This window comes from Xanthomonas sp. NCPPB 1826 (assembly GCF_056725285.1).
Window position 1 is genome coordinate 2662218 of record NZ_CM161521.1, and the last position, 26301, is coordinate 2688518.

Here is a 26301-nt window from a genome sequence, read left to right on the forward strand (position 1 = left end):
GGGACAATGAGGAGCGAGTCGATGCAGCAGCTGTTGGCAATTCTGGCCGAGAAGCAGGTGCGGATCGAGCTGCGCGACGGCAAGTTACATGTGCATGCCGCGCCTGGGGTGATGACCCGCGAGCTGCAGCACGCCCTGGGCGAACACAAGGATGCGCTCATCGGTCATCTGCAGGCGCAGTCCGCGCTCGCGCCAGCGGAGAACTACCCGCAGGCCGTCGCGGCGATCGAAGATGCCGACCAACCGTTTGCGCTGAATCCGGTCCAGCATGCGTACTGGTTCGGTCGCAACGGCAGTCTCGCACTGGGCGGGACGTCCACCCACGTCTACATGGAATTCGCGTGCCGTGACGCCCTCGACCCGGCGCGCCTGAGCGCGGCGTTGCGCCACGTGATCGCCCGCCATGGCATGTTGCGTGCGATCGTCGACGCGGACGGGCGCCAGCGGGTACTGCCGCGGGTCGATCCGTACCAGATCCAGGTGCACGACCTGTCCGGGCTGGACGACACCGGCACGGCGCAAGCGCTGGCCGGCATTCGCAAGGAGATGTCCGAGCTGGTCCTTCCCAGCGACCGCTGGCCGCTGTACGTGATCCGATTGATCCGCTTGCCGGGCGATGCCTGGCATCTGTGCATGGGCTGGGATTTTTTGACCATCGATGCGTGGAGCATGATGATCATTCTGCGCGAATGGGCACGGTTCTACGCCGATCCGGACTTTTCCCCGCACCCGTTGCAGCTGACTTTCAGAGACTACGTGCTGGCGGAGGAGCGCTGCCGCGCGCTGCCGTCCTACCAGCGCGCACGCCGCTACTGGCTGGACAGGCTGGACACCCTGCCAGGGCCGGCGACGTTGCCGCAGTCCAAGGCCAGGCCCGACACGCGTTATGCGTTGACGCGGCGCACGCTGAAGCTGGCGCCGTCGCAATGGACCCAGCTCAGGGCGCGCGCGCGCGCGCAGGGCATCACCGCATCGAACCTGCTGCTGGCGGCGTTCTCCGACGTGCTGGCGCGCTGGAGCGGGACCCCGCGATTCTGCGTGAATCTCACCTTGTTCAACCGCTTGCCGCTGCATGAGCAGGCGAACGCCATCGTCGGCGACTTCACCACCTTGATGCTGGTCGAAATCGACGCCTCGCGCGGCGGCAGCTTTCGCGACCGTGTCGGCCGGGTCCAGGCGCAATGCCTGCGCGACATGGAGCACCGCCAGTTCAACGCGGTGGACGTCATCCGCGAACTCAACCGCGGCAAGGACGCCGCGCTCGACGCGTCGTTCCCGATCGTGTTCACCAGCACTCTGATGCTGGACGGCAGCCGCGCCGAGAGCAGCAACGCGTTCAATGCCTTCGGCCCGATGGTCTACGGCATTTCGCAGACCCCGCAGGTGTCGCTGGATTGCCAGGTGTTCGATATCGGCGGCGAGCTGCTGGTGAACTGGGACGCATCCGATGCGCTGTTCCAGGCGGGCGTGCTCGACGCGATGTTCGCCGCCTACGCCACGCTGCTGGACACCCTGGCCGCGGATGACGCGGCCTGGGACAGCACCGATCCCGTGCCGCTGCCTGCCGCGCAGGCGGCCACCCGCGCGCGCGCGAACGCCACCGCGGCGGCAACCCCGGATCACTGCCTGCACGAGCCGTTCGTGGCCGAGGCCTTGCGCGATCCAGGCCGGTTGGCGGTGCGATGCGGCGGCCGCGCACTGAGCTATGGCAGCCTGCTCGCCAACAGCGCGACGCTGGCATCGCAACTGATCCAGTCAGGGGCCGCCCCCGGGCAACTGATCGGCATCTGCGGCGCGCGTGGGCCCGAGCAGGTGGTCGCGGTCATGGCGGTCATGCTTGCCGGCTCGGCCTATCTTCCGGTCGATGCGCGCTGGCCCGCGCTGCGCCGCGACCAGGTACTGGCTGAAAGCGAGGCCAGGATCGTGCTCGCATTGCCGGGATGCCCCGACGACGGGTTCGCCTGCGGCATCGTGCGCGTGGACGTGCGCATCGACCCGGATCGCGCCGCGCTCACCCAGGCGCCGCCACGGCGCCAGTCGCCGGCGGACCTGGCCTACGTCATTTTCACCTCCGGTTCCACCGGCCGGCCCAAGGGCGTGGTCATCGATCATCGCGCCGCCGTCAACACGGTCGCGCACATCAACCGGATCTTCGCGCTGGAAGCGAGCGACAAGGTGCTGGCGGTGTCCGACCTCGGCTTCGACCTGTCGGTCTACGACCTGTTCGGCACGCTCGCGGCCGGCGCCACGCTGGTCGTGCCGGAGCCATCGCTGGGACGCGATCCCGGCCATTGGCACACCTTGATCCGGCGCGAGTCGGTCACGGTATGGAATTCGGCGCCGCAGCTGATGAACATGCTGGTGGATTTCGCGCAGTCCATCGTCGACGGCGCGATACCCTCGCTACGCCTGGCCTTGCTGAGCGGCGACTGGATCCCGGTGAAGCTGCCCGATCGCCTGCGCGCGATCGCCGGCGATCTCGACATCGTCAGCCTCGGCGGCGCGACCGAATGCGCGATCTGGTCGATCCACTTTCCGATAGGCGCGGTGGATCCAGGCTGGTCGAGCATCCCTTACGGGATACCGCTGCCGAACCAGACCTTCCACGTCCTCGACGCCGGGTTGCGTGCGGTACCCGATTGGGTCGCCGGCGACCTGTACATCGGCGGCAGCGGCCTGGCGCAGGGGTATTGGAAGGACGAACACAAGACCAGCCTCGGCTTCCTGGTCCATCCCGACAGCGGCGAGCGGCTGTATCGCACCGGCGACAAGGGCCGCTACCGCAACGACGGCGTGATCGAGTTTCTCGGCCGCGACGATCTGCAGGTCAAGGTGCGCGGCAACCGGGTCGAACTCGGCGAGATCTCGTCGGTCCTAGCTGCGCACGCGACGGTGCGCGAAGCGGCGGTACGCGTACTCGGCGAGGGGTCGAACAGCCGCCTGGTCGCGTACGCGGTGCCGGCGAGCGCAGGCGCGGCGCTGGACGAAAGCGCCCTGCGCACCCATCTGAGCGAACGTCTGCCCGATTACATGGTGCCGGCGCGCATCCTTGCCCTGGACGGCCTGCCGCTGAGCGGGAACGGCAAAGTGCTGCTCGACAGCCTGCCGGTGCCGTCGGACGGCGAGCGCGTCGCCGCGGACACGGTCACCTTGCCACGCTCGCAAACTGAACACCGCATCTGGAGCGTATGGTGTCGGGTGCTGGGCAAGGAGCTGTTGCACATCCGCGCGAATTTCTTCGATGTCGGCGGCGACTCGTTGAGCCTGGTGGAGGTGATGAACCAACTCAACCTCGGCCGCGAGCAGCCATTGTCGATCAACGCGCTGCTGCAATACACGACCATCGAGTCGCTGGCACGGCACCTGGACGGCCAGGACGGTGCGGGCAGACGCCAGCACAATGCCGCTGCGGCGGCGAAGGCACCACCGGACGGGCACGACGACGCCGTGGCCGTGATCGGCATGGCCGGGCGCTTTCCCGATGCCGATAACGTCCACGCACTGTGGACCAACCTGACCGCGGGACATTGCGCGGTGCGCCAGTTCAGCGACGCGGCCTTGCTCGCCGCGGGCGTCGACCCGCTGCAACTGGCCGCGCCCGATTACGTCAAGGCCGGAGTGGTGCTGGCCGGCATCGACCGGTTCGACGCCGGTTACTTCGACCTCACCCCGGCCGATGCGGCGATCATGGATCCGCAACAGCGCCTGTTGCTCGAATGCGCGACCGCGGCGCTCGACGACGCTGGCTACGCGGACGAACGCGGCGGCGCCCGGATCGGCGCGTTCGTCGGCAAGGGCACCAATTTCTATCTGTACGAGCACCTGATTGGCAATCTCGAACTGGCCAGGAACGCCGACGTGATCGGCATGCTCAGCCTCAACGAGGCCGATTACGCGGCCACGCTGCTGTCGTACAAGCTTGGCCTCACCGGACCCAGCCTCGGCATCAACACCGCGTGTTCGACCTCGCTGGTCGCCGTGCACGCAGCCTGCCACAGCCTGACCCGCTCGCGTGACTGCGAGATCGCGATCGCGGGCGGTGTGACCATCGCCAACACGGTCAGCCCGTCGGGCTACTCCTACGTGAGTGGACACATCACCTCGCCCGACGGCTACTGCCGCGCCTTCGCCGACGACGCCAAGGGGTGCGTGTTCGGCAGCGGTGTGGGCCTAGTGGTGTTGAAGCCGCTCAAACGGGCGATCGCCGACGGCGACAACGTGCTGGCGGTGATCAAGGCCACGGCGATCAACAACGACGGCGCACGCAAGCTCGGCTTCACCGCGCCAAGTGCGCAAGGGCAGGCGCGGGCGATCGCCGATGCGCTGGAGGCGGCCGGTTGCGGGCCCGACGCAATCCAGTCGATCGAGGCCCACGGCACCGGGACCGCGCTGGGCGATCCGATCGAGTTCGAGGGGTTGCGCGCGGTGTTCGGCGGCCCCCGCGCCTCGGGCGAACGCTGTCCGTTGGGTTCGATCAAGACCAACATCGGCCACCTCGGCTCGGCGGCCGGGATCGCGGGGCTGATCAAGATGATCCAGTCCTTGCGCCACCGCCAGATCCCGCCGAGCCTGCATGCCGCAGTGCCGAGCCGCAAGATCGATTTCGCCGACAGCCCGTTCTTCGTCAATACCGAACTGCGCGACTGGCCGGCGCCGGCGAGCGGGCCGCGCCGCGGCGGGGTCAGTGCATTCGGCGTCGGCGGCACCAATGCGCACGTCATCGTCGAGGAAGCGCCGGCCGCGCCCGCAACGCCCGATAGGGCGCGCACCGCACGCAGCGAACTGCTGGTGCTGTCGGCGCGCACCTCCGACGCCTGCCGGCAAGCGGCGGGCGAGCTGGCCGCGGCGCTCCGCGGCGATACGCAGCTGGTGCTGGAGGACGTCGCCCATACGCTGCAGCTCGGGCGCAAGGCGCACGAATGGCGCCTAGCGCTGGTGTGCGAGGACAGCGACGACGCGGTACGCGCCCTGGATGCAGCCGCGCTGCCGTTGCGCGAATTCAACCATCGCCATACCCCGCAGGTGGTGTTGGTGCTGGCGGGCGAGGGCATCGCACGCATCGACGCGATCGCCTGCCTGCATCGGCAGGAACCCGCATTCGCCGACGCGTTCAATCGCTGCGCGCAGGTACTGCTCGGAATCGCCGCATACGACTTGCAACCGCTGCTCACGCACGCCGATGCCGCGCACATCCAGGCACTGCCGCCGCGGCAACGCATGGGCCTGCAGTTCGCGTCGGAGTATGCGCTGGCGCAGTTGTGGCTGAGCCTTGGCATCAAACCAGCGGCGCTGCTCGGGCGCGCGTTGGGCGAATACGTGGCCGCGTGCCTGGCCGCGGTGTTCTCGCTGGAAACCGCGCTGGCCCTGGTGGATGCGCAAGCGCGCCTGCTGCTGCCGCAGGAACCGGAGCAGCATTGCACGGTGGACGCGACGGCGGACTCGTTGCAGGGCCTGGTGGATGGGTGCGGTTGCCGGATCGTATCGGTGGACGGCGCGCAGCGGTGCGGCGTCAGTGGAACCGCCGAGCGGATCCTGGCTTTGTCGCAGCGCTTGCACTCGCTGGGCATCGGCCATCAACAGGCGTCGGCCGTGCTGTCGACGGCGCGCGCCGCAAGCGCGAGCGGCGATACCGGTTACGCCGCGTACGCGCAATTGCTGGCGCAGGCATCGTTGCAGCCGCCCGCACTCGCGCTGGTGCTCAGCGGTAACGAACGCGAGCGCCGCGCGCCCGACGACAGGCGCTACTGGGAACGCCAACCGTCCAACCTGGTCCAGTTCCATTCGGCGCTGCAGAAGATCGACCGGCTCGGCGATCCGATTGTGTTGTCGATCGGCGCCTGCGCGGCATTCGACGCAGTGGGGACGGACGCGCGGCCGCGTATTCGCGGTGTCGCCGCTGCAGGCGATAGCGATGGCGTGAATGATGCGCGCAAGGTCTTTCTGCAGGCCGTCGCGGCGCTGTGGATGGCTGGCGTGGACGTGGATTGGAACGGTCTGCATGCCGGATGCACGCCGCGACGCGTCTCGCTTCCCAGCTATCCGTTCCAGCGTTCGCGCCACTGGATCGAACGGTCCGCCTTCAACCGGCTCGGTGCGGCGGCCACGCTCGCGCCCGGGCACCATGGCGCACAGGAACCCGCACCGGCGACGCCGCCCGACGACGCCGCGCACGTCGCCACAACCGACCAGCGCGGCCGCATCCAGGCCGACATCGCGGCGATCTGGGAAGGCGTGCTGGGAACGAAGAACATCGGCAGCAACGACAACTTCTTCGACATCGGCGGAAAGTCGCTGACCGCCACCAGCATCTTCGCGCGGATCAAGAGCGAATTCGGACTTGAGCTTCCGCTGGATAAGATGTTCGAGTTTGCTACGATCCGGCAGATGTCTCTGTACGTCGCCGCCAAGCTGGATCCGGCGATCGTGGATCGCTTGTCGCCACAGGAACTGGAAGAAATGCTGGCCATGACGGAGGACTGATGCTGCATTTACACCACACTCGTTTGCAGGATGCCGGAGCGGCCGCATGGCTGCCATGGGGTTTGACGCTCGCATGCGCTCTTGCGCTGTGCTGGCCGGGCAGCGCGGCGGCGCATACCGTGAGCGCGGCGGAAGGTTTCATGTCCGGCCTGATGCATCCGGTCTTCGGACCGGATCATTTTCTGGCAATGCTGAGCGTGGGCATCGTCAGCACCCAGCTCGGCGGACGCTATATCTTCGTGGTGCCCGCGGTATTCGTCTGCGCCATGATCGTCGGCGCGGTGTTCGGCATCTACGGCTACCAATGGCCCGCCACCGAAGTCGGAATCGCATCGTCGGTACTCACCCTGGGCGTCGCCATCCTGCTGGTCAAGGACAACCGCTACCGCTGGTTGATCATGGCTGTGACCGCGTTGTTCGGTTCGCTGCACGGGCACGCGCACGGGCTGGAGATGCCGCACGCCGCCGATCCGGTGTTCTACGGAGCCGGATTCCTGGTCGGTACCACAGCGATCCATCTGCTCGGCGTGCTGATCGGTCACGTCATGATGGCGCGTCCGTCACTGACCCGCTATCTGCGTCTGCTCGGCGCGGGCATCGCGATCATCGGCGTGGTGTTCGTCGTCGATTTGCTCTGAACGCCTCACTGCGATGGCGGCGCGCCCGATGTCCATTCGCCACGATGCGTCCAAGCACGCGCGATACGATTGCATCGTCGTCGGCGGCGGTACCGCGGGCGTCATCGTCGCAGCGCGACTGGCCGAGGACGGCCGCCGCCGCGTGTTGTTGCTGGAGGCCGGCGACGCCGGCGGCGGCGAGCTGCCGCGCGCATTGTCGACCGCCGGCTTTCCAGTGCTGCAGGGATACAACTGGCCGTGGCAGGCGCATGTGCGGGACGAGGGCATCGGCTCGGCGGTGACGCTGCCGTATCCCATGGCCAGGACCCTGGGCGGCGGTTCGGCGATCAATGGCTCGGTCGCCGTGCATGCGCGGCGCGAGGATTACCAGCGTTGGGCAGCGGCAGGCAACCCCGGTTGGGGTTGGCAACAAGTATCGCCGTGGTGCGCGCGCGTGGACCGCGTTCTGTACGGCGACAGCGGCTCGGCATCGGCATACCCTGCATCGCTTGCCACGTCCCCGCTGCAGGACGGCTTCATCGCCGCCTGTGCCGCGCGCGGATTCCACACCGTGGACGTGGCAGTCAGCGACAGCGCGGGCGTGGGCGCGATTCCCCATAGCGCGGTCGCCGGGCGGCGGCGTTCCAGCGCCACGTTGTACCTGCGCGACGCGCCGCATCACACCAATCTCGAGATCAAGGGCGGATGCGAGGTGCGACGACTTCTCCTGACTGGAGCGGGCGAACGCGTGAACGCCTCCGGCGTGGAGGTGCGCAGCGCCAGCGGAACGGACGTTTTCCATGCTGCGCACATCGTGGTGTGCGCCGGTGCGATCGGCTCGCCTGCGTTGCTCGCACGCTCCGGAATCGGCCCGGCCGACGCGCTCGCGGCTGCTGGCATCCCGGTGCGGCTGGCGCTACCGGGCGTAGGGCAGAGCTTGCAAGACCATCCCGTGGTCAGCCTGTGGGCGAAGCCGCAGCCAGGCCGACACGCGCTGGGCGACACCCTGCATAAAGGCCTGCTGCAGTTCGCCAGCGCCGACGCCGCGCAGGGCTGCGATCTGCAGATCTTCGCCCTTGCCGGCATCCACGCCGACGACCTGCCGGGCGTCCATGAACTGGGCGGAGACGGCGTCGTGTCCGGATTGTCGAGCGTTCTCGCCGCGCCGCGTTCGACCGGCCGGATCGAATTTTTGCCGCTAGACGGTGCGCTGGTTCCGCGCATCGTCCTCAACCTGCTCGACCGCGACGACGACCTGCAGCGGATGAAGACCTGCGTGCGCATGGCATGGGACCTGATCAGGAGCCGGCCGCTGGACGCATTGATCGGCCGTCCCATGTCTTGCAGCCAGCGGGTGGTCGATTCCGATCCGTTGCTCGAACGCATGCTGCGCGTCACCGTGCGGGCGTCGTGGCATCCGGTGGGAACGTTGCGGATGGGGCCGCAACGCGACGGCATGGCCGTGGCCGACGAGCACGGACTGATTCATGGCTGTGATAATGTGTCCGTCGCCGATGCATCGCTGATTCCGGCCATTCCCACGGTGCCCACGAATCTCAGCTGCATGGTGATAGGGGAACGTATCGCCGCTCATCTGCGCGATCGGATCGGATAGACCTACGAAGGCCGCCATGGCCGGGCGCGCGCACAACATGGAGAGATCGATGAAACACTCAGAAGAGTCGCTTGCTCATCAGATCGCACTTGGATGGATCGCATCGCTGGCGATATTGGCGACGACGTTGTTGAGCATGGCCTTGTTCGGCATGTTTTCCGAAGCGGACTTTATCGCTCTGCGCCAGGATCCCGGCTACGACGGCGTGTTCGTGCTGAAAATCCTGTCCGCTGTCTACCTGTTCTCCGCAATCGGCGTCTATGCGTTCGGGTCCAGCCGCATCTTCCGCTGGGTGGAGACGTCCACGGCGATCCTGGCGTTCCTGCTGATGCTGCTGCATCACCTGAGCCATTGGGTCGCCGGCCAACGGATCGGGCTCATGTCGCATCTGATGGACGTGCTGCACCATGTTTCGATGGGGTGGGTGATCCTCAATTCACTGCGCTGGGCGCGCCTGTCGCGCAAGCCGGGGGCTGGCAAGCCTGACTGAGGCAAGATCACCGAGCGGATCGGACGACCGATGGCGACAGGCGCTTGCGCCTGGCCGAAGCCGAAGGAGGAATGCTGGATGGACAAGGAACGCAATGGGCTGTTGCTTTCGGCGACTGCATCGGCCAGCGAGGTGTTCGAACGTGTGCCGGCCCATGCCGGGCGCTACAGCAGTGCCGTCGATTCCGCCGCATCGCGACGGATGCGTGCGAAGGTGCATGCACCGGACGCTACCCTATGCAAGCGTCGGTCGTCGCTCGGCTGATGAAACCCCGGTACCGCACTCGCCGACGCTTCATCGACGCGGTGCGCTCGCACCGCATTGTCGCGTTGGCGGTCGCACTGGCACTGGCGATGCTGATGTCGTTCCAGATCGCGACCCAGACCGTGACCAGGCTGCTATGGCCCGCGCACACGCACGTTGCATCGCAAGCGCAGCGTGACGGTGTCGGCGACCACTCGCCATGCCGATGGTTGAACGCGTGCGTGCACGGGCAGGGCGCTGCCGCGACGGCCCGTCGCCCGCACGCGGCGCCAGCGATGCAAGCACAAACACCCGGTGACGCCGGCGTGGCTGCCCAGATCGCCCTGCCTGCACGCGTAGACCATTTGCGCCTGTGGCTGGAGCATGCGGACGCGCATACGCCGTTGCGCCCGACTGCCAATTCGTCGCCAGCCGAAGACGCGTTCGCTGCCGAGGCCGGGCCGGAACACTCGCACATCCAGATCCTGTCCCACGCATTGGCCCACGCGGCAGGTGTGGGTTATCACCGCCACGCCGCCGGAACCACCGGCGTGGTCTACGTCGATGACGACGGTCCGCAACTTCCAGCGAAATTGCTGATGCGCTCCGGCGACATCAGCCCGATGCTGCTGCCGGCACAACTGCTGCTGCCGATTCACGACCTGTCGTCCGCCGCACCGTCGGGCCCGCCGCTGCTGGCGCTGATCGCGCGGTACTGCCTGCCCGGTGAACGCCCGCCGCGCTGAGCGTCCGACGCCGTCGAGCATCCTCCGCCGCGGCTGCGATGCGGCGGGCGCGAAACGAATCCGCACTGCATTGCCGCAGCTTCACAGCCCGCGCTGTTGCGCCTGCCCCAAACGGGCGGCGACGGCGTCGCATGCACGTCCGCGGACCGCACCGAGGAATCGAAATGTTGCGTGCTCATCCAAGTGTCCTATCGTCGCTCCGATCGAGGGACGACGTGCATCCCCGTCATGTCACCCGCCTGGCCTTCGCCTTGTCGATCGCGTTGGCCGCACCGGCAGCGATCGCGCAAACTGTCGCCCCCCAGGACGAGGAACTCACCACCACCAATCTCGACCGCGTGCAGGTGTTCGGCCGCCGCCAGAACCTGGTCGGCGAAGCGATCAGCGCGTCGGAGGGATCGGTCGGCGTGATCGAGTTTTCCGCGCGCCCGTTGCTGCGCAGCGGCGACCTGCTCGAATTCGTGCCCGGCGTCGTCGCCACCCAGCATTCGGGCAGCGGAAAGGCCAATCAGTACTTCCTGCGCGGTTTCAATCTCGACCACGGCACCGACTTCGCCACCTTCGTCGATGCGATGCCGGTGAACATGCGCACCCACGGTCACGGCCAGGGTTATACCGATCTCAACTTCCTGATCCCGGAAGCGGTCGACGAACTCACGTACCGCAAGGGCGTGTACTACGCCGACGTCGGCGACTTTTCCTCGGCCGGTTCGGCACGGTTTCGCATCGCCGACCGGTTGGACCGCGGCCACGCCGAGCTGACCGCGGGCGGCAACGGCTACCTGCGCGGCGTTGTCGTCGACTCGGTCGATAGCGCCGGCGGTGGCTCGCTTCTCTACGGCACCGAGCTCCTGCGCAACGACGGCCCCTGGACCGACATCGATGAGGACGTGCGCAAGTTCAACGGCTTGCTCAAGTACAGCGCCGACATCGCTGGCGGCCGCGGCAGCCTGACCCTCATGGGCTACCACAACCGCTGGAACTCCGCCGACCAGATCCCGCGCCGCGCGGTCGAGCAGGGGCTGATCGACGAACTCGGTTCGCTGGACACGATGGTCGGCGGAACCTCCTCGCGCTACAGCATTTCCGCGGACTGGCACGGCCCGGCATGGGGCGGCGAACTGGCGGCGAGCGCGTATGCGATCGACTACGACCTCAGCTTGTATTCCAACTTCGCCTATTTCCTCGACGATCCGGACAACGGCGACGAGTTCCGCCAGGTCGACCAGCGACGCATCTACGGATTCGCACTGTCGCAGCAATGGACCGCCGGCCGCAGCCGCTGGCGCGTCGGCGCGGAGGGACGTTTCGACGACATCGGACGCGTCGGCCTGTTCCGCACCCGGGCCCGGCAGCTGCTGTCGACGGTGCGCGACGACGCGGTCGAAGAGGGCAGCCTGGGCGTGTTCGCCGCGCACGAGTTCCATTTCAACGACGCCTGGCGCAGCTATCTCGGTATTCGTCATGACCGTTACGACTTCGACGTCGATTCGCGCTCGTTACCGGTGAACTCCGGCAAGGCCGACGACAGCGCGACCTCGCTGAAGGCCAGCCTGGCGTGGAAGCCGGTCCAGGCAATGGAGCTCTACCTCAGCGCGGGCCAGGGCTTTCATTCCAACGACGCGCGTGGCACCACCATCGTGCTCGACCCGGTGAGCCGCGAGCCGGTCGACCGGGTCGATCCGCTGGTCGATTCCACCGGCTACGAGCTCGGCGCGCGCCTTTACTTCAGTAATCGTGTGCACGCCACCGCCGCGCTGTGGCGCCTGGATCTGGACTCGGAACTGCTGTTCGTCGGCGACGCCGGCACCACCGAGGGTAGCCGCCCGAGCCGGCGCGAAGGCATCGAGTTGGGCGTGTACTGGTTCGGCAACGGTATCTTCTCCGGCGACCTGGATGCGTCCTACACCGAGGCGCGCTTCAGCGATTCCGATCCGGCCGGCCGCAAGATCCCCGGTTCGATCCCGCTGGTGGTGTCCGCCGGCATCACCGCGCGCCTGGACAGCGGCTGGTTCTCGAGCTTGCGCGTCCGCCATTTCGGCGCGTATCCGTTGATCGAAGACAATTCGGTGAAGTCCGATGGTTCGACCCTGGTCAACCTGCGCGCCGGCCGCGAGTGGGACCGGTTCGGGGTGTACCTGGACGTGTTCAACCTGCTCGATTCCAACGACCACGATATCGATTACTTCTATGCCTCGCGCCTGCCCGGCGAGCCGGAGGAGGGCGTGGAGGATATCCACTACCATCCGCTGGAACCACGCAACGTGCGGGTGAGTTTTCGCTGGCGTTTCTAGGCTGGTTGCCGGCGCCGCGCGTTCTTCAGCGATCGCGTGGCGCCGGCAGCGCGGTCCGGCGCAAGCTCCAGCGCGGACGTCGGATGGTTACGATGCGACCGCATCGGCGACGCCGCCGGTGCCGCTGGACGGCTCGTGCAAGCCTGCCTGCTGCGACAGGTCGAGCAGTTCTCCAGGGTCGTATGCGGCGATCTGCCTGTCGACCAGCTTTTCCGCCAGTTCGGCCAGCAGCGGCGCAGAAAACACATCGGCAAGCGATGCTTCGACGTCCAGTTGGGTGCGGATGCGCGCGACCAGCTGCACGGCCATCAGCGAGTTGCCGCCCAGCTCGAAGAAATGGTCGTGGCGGCCGATCGGGTCGATCTGCAGCAACGCCGCCCAGATATCGGCCAGGGCCTGTTCGATCTCGCCCTCGGGCGGCTGGAAGCTGCGCGTCGACAGGGCTGCGCTGAGCGGCGCGGGCAAGGCCTTGAGGTCGACCTTTCCGTTCGGCGTCAGCGGCAGCGCGTCGATGATCGCGATCACGCCCGGGATCATGTAAGCCGGCAAGGCCTCGGCCAGGTGCGCGCGTATCGTCTCGACCGTGAGCGTGGCCGCGCCCGTGCAGGTCAGGTAAGCCGCGAGAGCTTTTTCGCCCGACGCGTCCTGCTGGGCGAGCACGACCACTTGCGCGACCTGCGGATGGGCAAGCAGGCGCGATTCGATTTCGCCCGGTTCGACCCGATAGCCGCGGATCTTGACCTGCAAGTCGCTGCGGCCGAGGAACTCGATGTTGCCGTCGGGCAGCAGGCGACCGCGATCGCCGGTACGGTACAGGCGCGTGCCGGTGAGCGGATGCCGCACGAAGCTCGCCGCGGTCCTCGCGTCGTCGCGCCAGTAACCGCGCGCAAGCCCAACCCCGCCGATGTACAGGTCGCCGGCGACCCACAGCGGTGCCGGCGCCAGATCGCTTTGCAGTACGTGCATGCTCTGGTTTTCCAGGGCCTTGCCGTAGGGAATGCTCTTCCATTCCGGCGCAACCGAGGCGATCGGGTAGGCGATCGACCAGATCGACGCTTCGGTCGCGCCACCCAGGCTGATCACCTGCGCCGCCGGCATCGCGGCGCGGATGCGCTGCGGCAGGTCCAGCGCGATCCAGTCGCCGCTCAACAGCACCAGCCGCAGCTGCGCGGGATACGGATCGGCCTGCAGGTCGTCGACGAACATCCGCATCAATGCGGGCACGGTGTTCCAGACCGTGATCGGTTCGTGCCGCTGGGCCAGCGCGAACAACTCGCGCCACGCGGCCGGATCGCGGATCGCCGACGCCTCGGGCAGCACCAGCGTGCCACCGGCGCCGAGCACGCCGAAGATATCGTAGACCGACAGGTCGAAGCTCAGGCTCGACAACGCGAACACGCAGTCGCTCTCGTCGACCCGGTAACGCCGGTTGATGTCGGCGATGGTGTTGTGCACGGCCTGATGTTCGATCATCACCCCCTTGGGCACACCGGTCGATCCGGAGGTAAAGATCACATAGGCCAGGTCGTCCGGCAGTGCGTCGCAGGCAGGTTCGCGCAACAATTCGGGCGGTGCGGCGCCGGGTTCGTCTTCCAGCACGTACAGCCGGAAGGGTCCCGGCGGGCAGCGCTCGACCGCCGCGGGCGAGGCGACGATCTGCTCGACACCGCCGCTGTCCAGCAGCAGCGCGATGCGCTCGCGCGGCAGACCGGCGTCGATCGGCAGGTAGGCGGCGCCCGCGCGCAGGATCGCGGTCACCGCCACCACCTGCCGCCAGTCCTTGTCCATGAGCACGGCGATCAGGCGATTGCGCGCGGCGCCACCGGATTTAAGCCGGTTGGCGAGAACCCGGCTGCGCAGCTCCAGCTCGGCATAGCTGATGCGCTTGTCGCGGCAGCGGATCGCGGTCTTGTCGCCCTGCCGATGCAGTTGCCGCAGCAACGGGTCGTGCAGCCGCCGCGGCAGCGGATCGGACACCGGCGCGTTGGATGCGGCGATCGCGCGCATTTGCGCTGGCGGAAGCTCGACGCTGGCCGGCCGGTGCCAGCTGCCGCGCTCATCGTGCAACTGCGCCAGCAGAGCATTGAACGCCGCGAACATCGCGTCCAGCACACCGTCGCCGAACAGCCCGGCCACACTGTCCCAGTTGCAGCGCAATCCACCGGCCTGCTCGAACAACTGCACATCCAGCCAGACTTGCGAGGTCTGGGTGATGCTGTAGCCCTCGGCCTCGGCGATGCGGTCGTGCAGCGACGCCAGCGTGCGCCCCTGCGCCAGGCCGAGCGTGCTGGTGACGACGATCGGATAGCTCGTCGCCGCGCCGCCGGCCCGGCGCAGCGTCTGCTGCATGTCCATGCCGTCGAAGTAGCGGTATTCCAGGTCGGTCCACAGCTGCCGCTGGTGTGCGCGCAGGCGCTGCAGGAACGGCACCGACCGATCGGCGTAGGACATTTCTAGCAGCACCAGGGTGGTGAAGTCGCCGATCAACGCATCCAACTGCGGATGAAAGGGGATGCGGTTGAACAGGGTGAGGTTGAGCGCGAACCGCGGCTGCTGCGCCCAGCGCGACAGCACCTCGCCGAAACAGCCCAGGATCAACACGGTCGGGGTGATCTGGTGGGTTCTGGCCAGCGCGAGCAGGGCCTGCCACTGCGGCGCGGGCACTACGCAGCTGCGGCGCTCGAAACGCGGGTGGGTGATCTGCGCCGGGTCGACCGCCAGCGGCAGGTCGGGACGGGCAGGGAAGTCGGCCGCACGCGCGGTCCAGTACGCCTTCGAATCCAGGAAGAGTTCGGATTGCGCGAATGCCTCGCGCGCGCGCACGTAATCGCGGAACGTCAATTCCAGCACCGGCAGACGGCAGTCGGGTTCGCGGTAGGCGGCGATGAATTCGTCGAGCAGCACCATCGCGCTGGACGCATCCAGCACCAGCGCATCCAGGCTGCAGTGGATGATGAACGCCTCGTCGCTCAACCGGCTGATGCGTACCTCGAACAGCGGCCAGGTCATGCCGTCGAACACCTGGTGCGACATCACCGCCCGGGTGTTGGCCACGCCGTCCTGGCGCTGGCCGGGATCGGCGTGGCGGTAGTCGTCCAGCACGGACGCGTACGCCGGCACCGTCGCCAGCACCTGCTGGGTCGCATCCGGGCGCACCACCGTGCGCAGCGCCGGGTGTCGGGCGATCATGCGATTCAAGGTCGCATCGAACCGCGCCGGATGCAGCCCCGCGACATTGACCTCGGCGTAGGCGTGCGCGCCGACGTTGCTGAGTTCGGCGACGCCGCTGCGTCCGACCCAGTAGGCCAGTTGTATCGGCGTGAGCGGGAACGGGTCGAACCGGCCGGCGCGATCCGGCGCCAGCGTCTGGATCGGACGTTCGCGCGCGGGCTGGCTTGCGCCCAGCGCCTGCGCGAGCGCGTGCACGGTCGGCGCCTGCATGAATTGCTGCAGCGTGACCGCATGCCCGAACCGCTCCTTGATCAAGCCGACCAGGCGCACCGCCGACAGCGAATTGCCGCCGAGCAGAAAGAAATCGTCGTCGATGCCGATGCGTTGCAAGGCCAGCGCCGACTGCCAGAGCTCGCACAACGCCAATTCCAGCGCACTGCCCGGCGCCACGTGCGCGGCGATGTCCTGCCCGGAAGCGGCCGGGCGTGGCAATGCGCGCCGGTCGAGTTTGCCGTTGGCGGTCAGCGGCAGAGCCGGCAGGTGCACGATGTCGGCCGGCACCATGTACGCCGGCAGCCGCGCGCGCAAATGGGCGACGAGGTCGTGGTTGCGCGCGGCGCCCCCCTCCACGCCGGCGACATAGGCCAGCAGCTGGCGCTCGCCGGCCACCGGTTCCACCACCACGACCGCGGCCTGCGTTACCTCCGCGTGCTGCATCAGATGCACTTCGAGCTCGCCGGGCTCGACTCGGAAACCGCGGATCTTCACCTGCTGATCGATCCGGCCCAGGTACTCGATCTGTCCATCGGCGCGCCAACGCGCGCGATCGCCGCTGCGGTACATGGTCGCCGGCCGGTCTGCGTCGTCGGCATTGCAATCGCCGAGGAACGGATCGTGCAGAAAACGCCTGGCGGTCAGCTCGGGCTGATTCAGGTAGCCCTCGGCAACGCCCAGGCCGCCGATGTAGAGCTCGCCCGCCACGCCGACCGGCACCGGCGCCAGCTGCGCGTCCAGCACGTAGATCCTGGCCGAGGAAATCGGCCGCCCAATCGGTACCACGTTCGCGGTGGCGGCCGTCGCAGGCACGGCGTAACAGGTCGCGAACGTCGTCGCCTCGGTGGGGCCATACATGTTGAGCAGATGCTGCGGCGCCCTCGCGCTGCCGGCTAGCAGGCCGACGATGCCAGGATCGGCGGCCTCGCCACCGAACAGCAGATAGCGCAGCGGCGCGAACAGCGTCGACGACGCGCGTACGCATTGATTGAACAGCGAGGTGGTCAGCCACATCGCGGTGACATGCCGTTCGACGATGATGCGTTCGAGCGCCTGAGGATCGAGGCTGGTCAGATGCGGCACGATCAGCACGCGCGCGCCATTCAACAACGGCGCCCAGATTTCGAAGGTGGAGGCGTCGAAAGCCGGATTGCTGCAATGGGCGACGCAGTCGTCCGGTTCGATCGCGATGTAGTCGTTGTCGACGCAAAGCGACAGCACGGCGCGCTGACTGACGACCACGCCCTTGGGCGCGCCAGTCGAACCTGAGGTGTACATCACGTAGGCCGGCGCCACGCGGGCCGGCGTCGGCGGGTCGGGCAGGTCCGTGGACGCTTGCGTGGCGATCAGCTGCTGCGCCGCGACCGGATCGATCCACTTCAACGCTCCCGCGCACTCGATGCCTGCCGCGGTGATGGCCATGCTTGCGCCACAGTCCTGCAGAATCGCCGCCCGCCGCTCGGGCGGGGTGTCCGGGTCGATCGGGACGTAGCTGCATCCGGCCTTGAGGACGGCGATCTGCGCGACCAGCATGTCGATGCTGCGCGGGATCAGCACGGGCACGTTCGATCCGGCAGCCAGGCCGCATGCGCACAGGTAATGCGCCAGCCGGTTGGCGCGCGCGTTCAAAGCAGCATAGCTCAGCCGTTCGTCTTCGCTCTCCACCGCCACGGCGTGGGGCAGGCGCGCGGCTTGCATTTCGAAACGGCGATGGAGGCCGGCATCTGCCGGCAGCGGCGCCGGAGCAGGATTCAGGCGCTGCAGCGCCGCGCTAGCGATGACACGGTCCTGCAGCGGAACGCAGGACACCAGCTGTTCGGGATCCCGCGTCATCGCCTCGATGGCGTTCTGCAGATACTCCGCCCAGCCCATGACGGTCGAACGCTCGAACAAATCGGTCGCATAGTTGAGCGTGCCGGCGATACCGGCCTCGGTCTGCTGCAGGAACAAGGTCAGGTCGACCACGGCGCTGCGGTTCTGCACGTCCCGGGCCTGAATCCGCAGACCGGGCAGGGCGAGCTCGTCGGCAGGCGTGTTCTGCAGCCCGAACAGCACCTGGAACAGCGGGCTGCAGCCGGGCCGCCGTACCGGCTGCACGGCATCGATCAGCTTTTCGAACGGAAGATCCTGGTGCCGGTAGGCGTCGAGCGTCGTCTGGCGCACACGCTCGATCAGGCCGCTGACGGTGGTGTCGTCGTCGATGCGCGTGCGCAACGCGAGCGTATTCAGCAGACAACCCACCAAGCCTTCGACCGCCTGCCAACGCCGGTTCGCGATCGGCGTGCCGACGACAATGTCCTGTTGCCCGGACAGGCGCGAAAGCACGATGACCCAGGCCGTCTGCAGGATCATGAACACGGTCGCCTGGCTGCGCCGGGCCAGAGCTTCGATCGCGGCTGTCCGGTGCGCATCGAACGCGATCTCCACGCTGTCGCCGCCGTAGCTCGACCAGCGCCGGCGCGGACGATCGGCCGGCAGTGTGATCTGCGCCGGCGCATCCGCCAGTTGTTCGCGCCAGTACGCCAGGTGCTCGCCTATCGCTTCGGAATCGAGCTGCGCTTGCTGCCACACCGCGTAATCCGAGAAGGCGATCGGCAGCGCGGGCAGGGCAGGCATGCCGGGAGCGACCAGGCCGCGATACAGGATCAGCAGTTCCCGCAACAGAATCCCGCGGGACCAACCGTCGGCCACGATGTGGTGCACCGTCAGCAACAACGCATGCTCGGCGGCGTCGAGCACCAGCAGTGTCGCACGCAGCGGCTGCTCGCCGTCCAGCGCGAACGGCACGGCCGATGCGTCCAGCCCCGCCTGCTCGATCCGGCGCTCGCGCTCGGCGCCTGGATCGAGCTCGCAGTCGAGTTCGATCCAGGTCGGCGACGCGTGATCGTCCACCTGCAGCACCGGCGTGCCGTCGATCTGCGCAAAGCGCGTGCGCAGTGGTTCGTGACGCTGGATCAACGCGAACAGCGCCGATCGCAGCGCGGCACGATCGAGCGAGCCGGTGAAACGGACCTCGACAGTGAGGTTGTATGCCGCGCCCGCGCCTTCCTGATCCAGATACCACAGCCGTTGCTGGGTGCAGGACAGCCCGACCTGCGCAGGCCTGCGTTCTGGGGCGATGGGCTGCGGGCCCGGATCGGCCGCGCGCGCGCCACCCAGGCGCTGCTTGAGCCGGTTGCGCAACCGCTCAAGATCGGGGGCGCTGCCATTTTCAGACGCGGGGCCGGTCATGACTGATCCTCTGCGGTATCCGTTTCCGCGCTGCACCACAGCCTCATCGCGTTGCGATCGGCCGCCGTGCGGCCTATGCTGCCGAGCAGCCGCTTCCCGTTGCATGGGAAGCACCGTTTTTGCTGACGAACGACGATAACACGAACCTGCCGGGCTACAGCTCGCGTTCGCGTCCCGCGACCGGTTGCTGGACCGGAGTTCGCACGGCGGCACCGCGATCGACTTTTCGCCCGCCGTGCGGCCTGGTTCGATGATGCGGTTCGATCGGCATGATCGGGGTGCTACATTCGCGACCCAGTGTCGCGTGCACTGCGCCCGCAGGATCGGCGAGCCACTCAGCGAGGACGAGATGCAATGAACGTTACGATGCTCAGAGCCAAGATCCATCGGGCCACGGTGACGCACGCCGAACTGCATTACGAAGGGTCGATCGCCATCGACGAGGACTTGCTCATCGCCTCTGGCATCCTGCCTTACGAGCAAATCCACGCCTGGAACGTGTCCAACGGCCTGCGCTTCGTCACCTACGCGCTCAAGGGCGACGCCGGCAGCGGGGTGATTTCGGTCAACGGCAGCGCCGCGCGCAGCGTGCAGGTCGGCGACATCCTGATCATTGCCGCGTTCGGCTCCTTCGAACACGCCGAGGCGAGGACACTGCAGCCGCGCGTGGTCCACGTAGACGCGCAGAACCGTGTGCGAGGCTGAGGCGGTGCAGGCCGCGCGCATCGGTACGCGCCGCGATCTGGCGGTGATGTTTCCCGGGCAAGGCTCGCAGAGCAAGGGCATGGGACGCGCGCTGTTCGCCGCGTTTCCGCAACAGACCCGGCGCGCCAGCGAGGTGCTGGGCTATTCGATCGAACGCTTGTGCCTGGAAGATCCGGACAAGCAGCTCAACGATACTGTTTACACGCAGCCGGCGCTCTATGTGGTCAGTGCGCTTGGCTTTCTGCGCAAGCGCATCGACGGCGACCCGGCCGCCGAAGCCGAATACGCCCTCGGCCATAGCCTGGGCGAATACAACGCATTGCAGGTGGCGGGCGTGTTCGATTTCGAGACCGGCTTGCGCCTGGTGGCCAAGCGCGGCGAAATCATGGGCCGCGTGCGCGACGGCGCCATGGCCGCGGTATTGCAGATCGACGCCGCGCGCGTGCGCGAGTTTCTCGATGGCGAGGGCCTGCATGGCGTGGACCTGGCCAACTACAACACGCCGACCCAGACCGTGGTGTCTGGCCGCAAGGACGATATCGAACGCGCGCTCGCGGCGCTGCAGCGCGCAGGGATTGCCGCGATCGCGCTGAAAGTCGGCGGCGCGTTTCACTCGCGTTACATGCGCGAGGCGACCGAGGAGTTCGCCACGTTCGCGCACGGCCTGGACTACGCTACGCCGCGCCGCACGGTCATCGCCAATTCCGATGCCGTCCCCTACGGCGCCGACGATGTCGCCAAGCGGCTCGCGGCGCAGATCGCAACGCCGGTGCGCTGGCTGGACAGCGTCCGTTATCTGATCGATCGCGGCGTATCGGAATTCGTCGAGATCAACGGCACGATCCTGGGCAGGATGGTGGCCGAAATCCGCAGTGCACCGCCACGATAGCTTGCAAGGATTCCACTCGGCCCGGACGCGGGCGAAATCAGGCGAGCTCCCGTTTCCCGCAGAACTGAGCAGGTTTGCGCATGCACAACACACCCGGTCCGGTCCGACAGCTGATACGGCGAACAGGCGCATTTCTCGCCTTGCTTGGCGGACACCTGTCGATAAGGCGGTCGCCGCGACTGTATGAAACGATCGTGGAGTGGCTGAACGAGCCGCGCTGGAGCACCAACGCGATGATGAGCGCGCTCGCGTTCACCATCAGCGTACGCCGCGTCGCCCGCTCCGTTAGGCTCGACTGCCGCACGCGCTGGAGCAGGATTGCGTTCACGTTCCGCCACCGCCGCGTGGGCGCCGATCGCCCGGCCGCGCAGGTCAAGTCGATGCTGTGTCCGACCCGTAGCCGGGTCAAGCGGGTTCAACTTTTCGTCAGGAGCGTGCACCGTACCTGCGCCGATCCGTCCCAGGTCGAGTTGCTGTTTTATGTGGACGACGACGATCCGCAGCTCGACCAATACCGGATCGCGGTCGAGAAGATGAGAGCCGCGTATAGCGCCTTCAGGGCCCTCGAGCTGATCGTGGGCCCGCCGATCAGCGTCTCCAGGTCCTGGAACGTGCTTGCGGACAAATGCAGCGGCAATCTGCTGATGATGGCCAACGACGACCAGATGTACATCGATTACGGTTGGGACTTCCACCTGGATAAGTGCTATGGCGAGCGCGAGGACGAGGTGTTCGCACTGTTCTTCGAGGATGGGCAGTATCCTCCGGATGGCGGCGACTTCCCGATCGTGAGCCGCAGGTGGTACGAGACGCTGGGTTACTTCACCCCCGGCATTTTCGAGTTCTGGTACAACGAGGCCTGGATCTTCGACGTCGCCAATCGCCTGCAGCGCATCATCCGCATCTCCGGGGTGCTGGTCGACCATCTACACTACAGCGAATACAAGTCGGTCCTGGACGACACCTACAAGCGCCACCGCTTGAACTACGAGCGGGTCAACCGCGACAGCGAGCTGTACAACCGAACCGCCGATGACCGCCAGGCGGCCGCCGACAAGCTGCGGGCGCTGATGGTGTCCTAGCTCCGCAGACGGCTGGCACGGCTCAAGGTTCGCACATCATCTGCGCGCGGAGCGGGGCGCTTGTCGCGCCGGCCAATGGCGCAGTGCGACGGCGTCAGACTAGCGGGAGCTGCGCAACCGGCGGGCGAACTCTTTCAGCGTCGGCGAGCGGAACAGGTCGTGCACGCGCACACGCCATCCGTGTTGCCTGCATGACGTGACCAGCCTGGCCGCACTCAGCGAGTCGCCGCCCAGCTGGAAAAAATTGTCCTCCCGGCCGACGCGCGGGATCACGAGCACTCCTGCCCACAACGCAGCCAGGCGCAACTCTATGTCTCCGCGCGGCGCCAAGTACCCACCGCGGGCAACGGTCTTCTCGGCCGCCCTAGGCAAGGCTGCGCGGTCGATCTTGCCGTTGGGCGTGAGCGGGAAAGATTTCAGCTGCACGTAGGCAGCCGGCACCATGTAGGCGGGCAGGCCGAGCGACAGCTGCGCCTGGAACGCGGCCGGCTGGAAGCGCACGTGGTCCTTGCAGACGATGTAGGCGACCAGGCGCTGCGAGTTCGCACCGGTCTGCTCCAGGCGCACCGCAGCCGCCTCGACCGCGGCGATCGCGGCCAGATGCGCCTCGATCTCCTCCAGTTCGATGCGGTAGCCGCGCAGCTTCACCTGCGAATCGCGGCGCCCGCAAAATTCCACGTGCCCACTCGGCAGCCAGCGGCCCAGATCGCCGGTGCGGTACATGCGACCGGTGACACCGCGAACGAACGGGTCGTCGACGAATTGCTCGCCGGTCAGGCCTGGTCGATGCATGTAGCCGCGGGCCACGCCGTCGCCGCCGATGCATATTTCGCCGATCATCCCGACTGCGACCGGCAATCCGTAGGCATCGAGAATATAGATTCTCGCCGTGTCGATCGGCCGGCCGATCGGGACGACGGCGCGCGCGCCCAGCTCGCTGCAGTCGTGGACGCTGGCCCATACCGTCGCCTCGGTCGGCCCGTACTCGTTGTACAGCCTCAGCGAAAGCGAACGCGCTGCATCGACCAGCGATCGCGGACACGCATCGCCCGCGGTGACCAATCGCAGCGCCGGGTTCACGCCGCGAAGGCCACCGAGCTCATGGAGTATCTGGCGCAGGAACTCCGGCACGGTAAGGACATAGTCGATGTCCTCGGACACGATCTTGCGCGCAAGTGCGCGCGCGTCACGCGCCGCTGCGTCCGAGGCGATCACCAGGGTGCCGCCGGTGGCGAGAGCGCCGTAGACCACGGCGATCGAGCTATCGAAGGAAATCGGCGAAATCAGCAAGGCCCGGCCGATGCAGCAGTAGTAGCGCTGGCGTGCGCGGGTAGAACTGACGGCGCTGGCGTGTTCGACCAGCACGCCCTTGGGAAGTCCTGTGGAGCCTGAGGTATAGATCACATAAGCAAGGTTGCCGGGGCCTAGCCGTGACGCAGACAGGCGGGGAGCGCGTGCGGAAGCGATGGCGATCGCGGCAGCGCTGGCGCCTTGCTTCAGGTCGATCCTGGGCAGGCGCGCGCGTTTGCACAGACTGGCTAGCGACCGCGGCGCGATTGCCGCGACCGCGCCGCTGTCCTCGATAATGTGGCGCAGGCGATCGTCGGGAAGCGCGGGATCCAGGGGCACGTAAGCGGCGCCGGCCTTCAGCACGCCAAGCATCGCCACGATCATGTCCTGGCCGCGCGGCATGCACACCGCCACGCGATCCTCCGTCGCGACCCCCTGGGCGCGCAGGTAGTGCGCGAGCCGGTTGGCCCGCGCATTCAGATCGCGATAGCTCGTTGACGCATCGCCGAACTTCAGCGCGGGATGGTCCGGGCGGCGACGCACCTGCTGCTCGAACAACTGGTGCAGCAGCAAGTTGCGCTCGCTCGGCGGTTTGCGCGCGTTGAACATGGCCACGACACGACGCTGCTGCTGCGGGGACAACAGCGGCAGGCTGCCGGCGCAGCGTTGGCCATCGCCGGCGATGGATCCGGCCACATGGGCCAGCCGCGCCGCCAGCTGTTGCATGCTGGTGTTGCGAAACTTGCGCGCGGCGTAGATCAGCTCTGCCGTTGGCCTACCGTCGATCGCGCGAATGCGCAAGGCTACGCCGAACGAGGCCGAGTAAAGCGGCGGCGGCTGTTGTGAGCGTAACGACAGGTGCGGCGACGGCGACCGATGAGCAACGCTGGTGTCCAGATGGACCATGACCCGATCCAGTACCGCGTCCGCCATGCCGTGCTCGGTATTGCCCAGGATCCATTCGCTCGGCGTGCTCGCCATCGCCTCGATCGCGGCGAGATCGCCGCCGATCCTGGCTAGCAGGTCGTCGATGCTGGCCAAATCGCAGGCGCGGACCTGGAACGGCACGATCTCGTCGAGTGGGCCGACCACGCCGCCGGCGCGGTGACGCGGTAACAGCAAACCCATGGCGATATTACTGGCCGCGCCCAGCTTGGACAGCAGCACGGCCCAGGCTGCGATCAACGGCACGTGGATCGCAAGGCCCGCCCCTGTCGAGGTGCGGGCGAGATCGTCCGCGATCGCCGCGCCCAGCGGCACGCGCACGCTTCCAAGCCGGTTACCGACACCGGTCGCAGCGGAAGCGTCAGTTTCCAGCTCGGCGCAGGCCGGCGCGCCGCGCAGATGTTCCTGCCAGAAGCACAGGCGCTCGCGCACGTCATGGGCCTCAGCATGCTGCCACTGCTGTAGCGCTGCGTCGACGAGCTGCGCCTGCGGCCGCTCGTCCTCAAGCGAGCAGCCTTGTGCCGTCGTTGCGTAGATCGTCATCAGATCGTCGGCGAGGATGCCCACCGAGCGGTCGTCGACGATGATCCGGTGCAACGTCAGCACCAAGTCGGCTTGGCCGTCGCCTTTCCTGATCAACACGCAGCGTCCCAGCGCCCCCCGGCTCAGGTTGAACGGCTTGCCGGCGTCATCGGCCATGAAGCGGCGAATCCGGCGCTCCAGCGTTGCGGCGGAAACATCCCCCCAGTCCAGCTCGGGAAAGAACACCTGTGGCGGGGCGGGCCAGATCCGCTGATAAGGATCTCCGCCGTCGCTGTGGAAGGTCGTCCTCAGCACCGCATGTCGCTGGATAAGGACCGCCAGCGCCGTCCCCAGGATCGCGGTGTCGATCCGTCCGTGGAAGCGCAGCTGCACCGTATGCCGTCGCGTACCCGCGCCGTGTTTGGCCGTATCACCAGCGATCTGGTCGGTAAGCCATATCTTCCTCTGCGAGAACGTCAACGGCCCCATCAACCTGTCGTTGGCATTCGTTGACGCGTTCGATTCCATCCGCGCCATTATCCGGGCCTCCGTTGCCATATCCTGCCCGGATCGGAGCGGCCTGCGCGCGCCACGACGTCGCGCAAGTCGAGCGGAATCAGCGCGTCGATGAAATCCAGCGATGCGCGTTTGTCCATTCGCACCATCCGGCCGATCTCGCCGATGTGTTTCAACAACCGCGCTTCTCCGCCGCGGCCACGTGCGGCGCCGCGCGTCTGCTGATGATCGAAGGCCAGCGAATGCAGGGTAGCGGCCCACGACTCCAACGCCTTGAACGCACGCTCGATCCGTTCCAGATCGGCCAGCTGCAATTGCTCGCGCGCGTAGTCGAGCACGCTGACCAGGATCCTCCGATGCTCCATCAAGGTCCGGGTACCGCGCAGATCCAGTTCGTCTCCGGCGCGAATAGCCAAGGCCAGGCGTTGCACAAACGCGGCGACCGCATTGAGCCCGTAGACCTCCTGCTCGCAAGTGGCGTATTTATCGAGACGGCATTCCACGTAGTTGACCATTGCGCTCGCGGTCGCGAGCGGATCGAACACCTGCAGCCCGAACGGCGTATCGGCTCGCACGATTCCATGCAAAACCGGCTCGTAGAAATGCAAGTCCGACATCCGTCGCGGATCGCCGCGCTCAGTGAACGCGCGCGACAGGGCCGCGTAGCTGACCAATGTCGAACCGTAAGTGCCATCGGCCAGATAAGTGGACACCGTGAACGTCTGTGCAGCCCTGTCGCAAGCGGTCACCAGGCAAGGGTGGTTGTACGCCTCGCGCGCCGCATGTGCGCGAGTGCCGGGAATGAAGCAATCGTTGACGGTCGCGTAGACATAGATACCGCGCGACAACATGTGCACGGCCCATTCGACGATCGCCGCCCGACTGGCCTGGCCGATGTCGAACGGCGGCAACCGCTCGCGTAACAAGCCGAACGTGCAGAACCTGGCGATCGTGTTCCAGGGGGTGATGTACAACTGGCACGCCCCCGGCTGGTGCGCAGCCTGGTCGGTGGGCGCGCCGAGATTGAGGTAGTAACGCGACAGCAGATTGCGTACGTCCAGGTCCGTGGCCAGAATGCCGAGCGCGAACGCCGTGTCCAGATACGCTTTGTAGGCTGGATTCGCATCGAACGTCAGCGAGTGCGAATGCGGCGCGGGTTGCCTGGTATCGGGACTCAAGGGCATCGTTTCGT

Annotated in this window: 13 protein-coding genes; 10 read left to right on the top strand and 3 right to left on the bottom strand. The window is 67.1% G+C overall.

Going from position 1 to position 26301, the window contains the following annotated elements; all coding sequences use genetic code 11:
* Positions 1–21 precede the first annotated feature (21 nt).
* The 7 genes from AC1PLA_RS11230 to AC1PLA_RS11260 all read left to right on the top strand — a co-directional run bounded on the left by AC1PLA_RS11230 (position 22) and on the right by AC1PLA_RS11260 (position 12485).
* Entirely contained in the window at positions 22–6480 is a 6459-nt protein-coding gene (locus tag AC1PLA_RS11230) for a non-ribosomal peptide synthetase/type I polyketide synthase (protein WP_349780588.1), read from the top strand.
* The gene (locus AC1PLA_RS11235; protein WP_102251976.1) at positions 6480–7118 is read left to right on the top strand and encodes a HupE/UreJ family protein; all 639 of its coding nucleotides are present in this window, start codon (positions 6480–6482) and stop codon (positions 7116–7118) included. The genes AC1PLA_RS11230 and AC1PLA_RS11235 overlap by 1 nt, the downstream gene beginning before the upstream one ends.
* Before the next feature lie 28 nt (positions 7119–7146).
* Positions 7147–8712, top strand: a complete 1566-nt coding sequence (locus AC1PLA_RS11240) for a GMC family oxidoreductase (protein WP_180968720.1) — start codon at positions 7147–7149, stop codon at positions 8710–8712.
* A 49-nt stretch (positions 8713–8761) separates the two neighbouring features.
* On the top strand, positions 8762–9202 hold the full coding sequence (locus AC1PLA_RS11245; protein ID WP_146011157.1) for a hypothetical protein: 441 nt from the start codon (positions 8762–8764) through the stop codon (positions 9200–9202).
* 78 nt (positions 9203–9280) lie between these two features.
* Entirely contained in the window at positions 9281–9466 is a 186-nt protein-coding gene (locus tag AC1PLA_RS11250) for a hypothetical protein (protein WP_104573359.1), read from the top strand.
* A complete protein-coding gene (locus tag AC1PLA_RS11255) occupies positions 9439–10191 on the top strand; it encodes a hypothetical protein (RefSeq protein WP_146097909.1) in 753 nt (250 codons plus the stop codon). The genes AC1PLA_RS11250 and AC1PLA_RS11255 overlap by 28 nt, the downstream gene beginning before the upstream one ends.
* A 215-nt stretch (positions 10192–10406) precedes the next feature.
* Complete coding sequence (locus tag AC1PLA_RS11260; RefSeq protein ID WP_349780589.1) at positions 10407–12485, top strand: TonB-dependent receptor; 2079 nt, start codon at positions 10407–10409, stop codon at positions 12483–12485.
* 87 nt (positions 12486–12572) lie between these two features.
* Here AC1PLA_RS11260 and AC1PLA_RS11265 read toward each other — a convergent pair whose 3' ends face one another.
* Entirely contained in the window at positions 12573–19160 is a 6588-nt protein-coding gene (locus AC1PLA_RS11265; protein ID WP_481104553.1) for an amino acid adenylation domain-containing protein, read from the bottom strand.
* 354 nt (positions 19161–19514) lie between these two features.
* Here AC1PLA_RS11265 and panD point away from each other — a divergent pair, with 354 nt between their 5' ends.
* From panD to AC1PLA_RS11280, 3 genes are all read left to right on the top strand, one after another.
* Positions 19515–19865 carry an aspartate 1-decarboxylase gene (panD, locus tag AC1PLA_RS11270; protein ID WP_102251983.1) on the top strand — a complete coding sequence of 117 codons (351 nt, stop codon included), beginning with the start codon at positions 19515–19517 and terminating at the stop codon, positions 19863–19865.
* Entirely contained in the window at positions 19852–20754 is a 903-nt protein-coding gene (gene fabD / locus AC1PLA_RS11275; RefSeq protein WP_154832044.1) for an ACP S-malonyltransferase, read from the top strand. Before panD ends, fabD begins: the two co-directional genes overlap by 14 nt.
* An 80-nt stretch (positions 20755–20834) precedes the next feature.
* Positions 20835–21836: a hypothetical protein gene (locus AC1PLA_RS11280; protein WP_146097910.1), complete on the top strand. Its 1002-nt coding sequence runs from the start codon at positions 20835–20837 to the stop codon at positions 21834–21836.
* A 99-nt stretch (positions 21837–21935) separates the two neighbouring features.
* Here the strand turns inward: AC1PLA_RS11280 and AC1PLA_RS11285 are convergent, their stop codons facing one another.
* Both AC1PLA_RS11285 and AC1PLA_RS11290 read right to left on the bottom strand, forming a co-directional pair.
* Complete coding sequence (locus AC1PLA_RS11285) at positions 21936–25130, bottom strand: non-ribosomal peptide synthetase (RefSeq protein WP_349780591.1); 3195 nt, start codon at positions 25128–25130, stop codon at positions 21936–21938.
* Positions 25130–26287, bottom strand: a complete 1158-nt coding sequence (locus tag AC1PLA_RS11290; protein WP_481104554.1) for a hypothetical protein — start codon at positions 26285–26287, stop codon at positions 25130–25132. The genes AC1PLA_RS11285 and AC1PLA_RS11290 overlap by 1 nt, the downstream gene beginning before the upstream one ends.
* Positions 26288–26301 lie beyond the last annotated feature (14 nt).

Coding starts and splice junctions, on each gene's coding strand:
- AC1PLA_RS11230 (WP_349780588.1), top strand. CDS start 22: ATGCAGCAGCTGTTGGCAATTCTGGCCGAGAAGCAGGTGCGGATCGAG.
- AC1PLA_RS11235 (WP_102251976.1), top strand. CDS start 6,480: ATGCTGCATTTACACCACACTCGTTTGCAGGATGCCGGAGCGGCCGCA.
- AC1PLA_RS11240 (WP_180968720.1), top strand. CDS start 7,147: ATGTCCATTCGCCACGATGCGTCCAAGCACGCGCGATACGATTGCATC.
- AC1PLA_RS11245 (WP_146011157.1), top strand. CDS start 8,762: ATGAAACACTCAGAAGAGTCGCTTGCTCATCAGATCGCACTTGGATGG.
- AC1PLA_RS11250 (WP_104573359.1), top strand. CDS start 9,281: ATGGACAAGGAACGCAATGGGCTGTTGCTTTCGGCGACTGCATCGGCC.
- AC1PLA_RS11255 (WP_146097909.1), top strand. CDS start 9,439: ATGCAAGCGTCGGTCGTCGCTCGGCTGATGAAACCCCGGTACCGCACT.
- AC1PLA_RS11265 (WP_481104553.1), bottom strand. CDS start 19,160: ATGACCGGCCCCGCGTCTGAAAATGGCAGCGCCCCCGATCTTGAGCGG.
- panD (WP_102251983.1), top strand. CDS start 19,515: ATGAACGTTACGATGCTCAGAGCCAAGATCCATCGGGCCACGGTGACG.
- AC1PLA_RS11280 (WP_146097910.1), top strand. CDS start 20,835: ATGCACAACACACCCGGTCCGGTCCGACAGCTGATACGGCGAACAGGC.
- AC1PLA_RS11285 (WP_349780591.1), bottom strand. CDS start 25,130: ATGGCGCGGATGGAATCGAACGCGTCAACGAATGCCAACGACAGGTTG.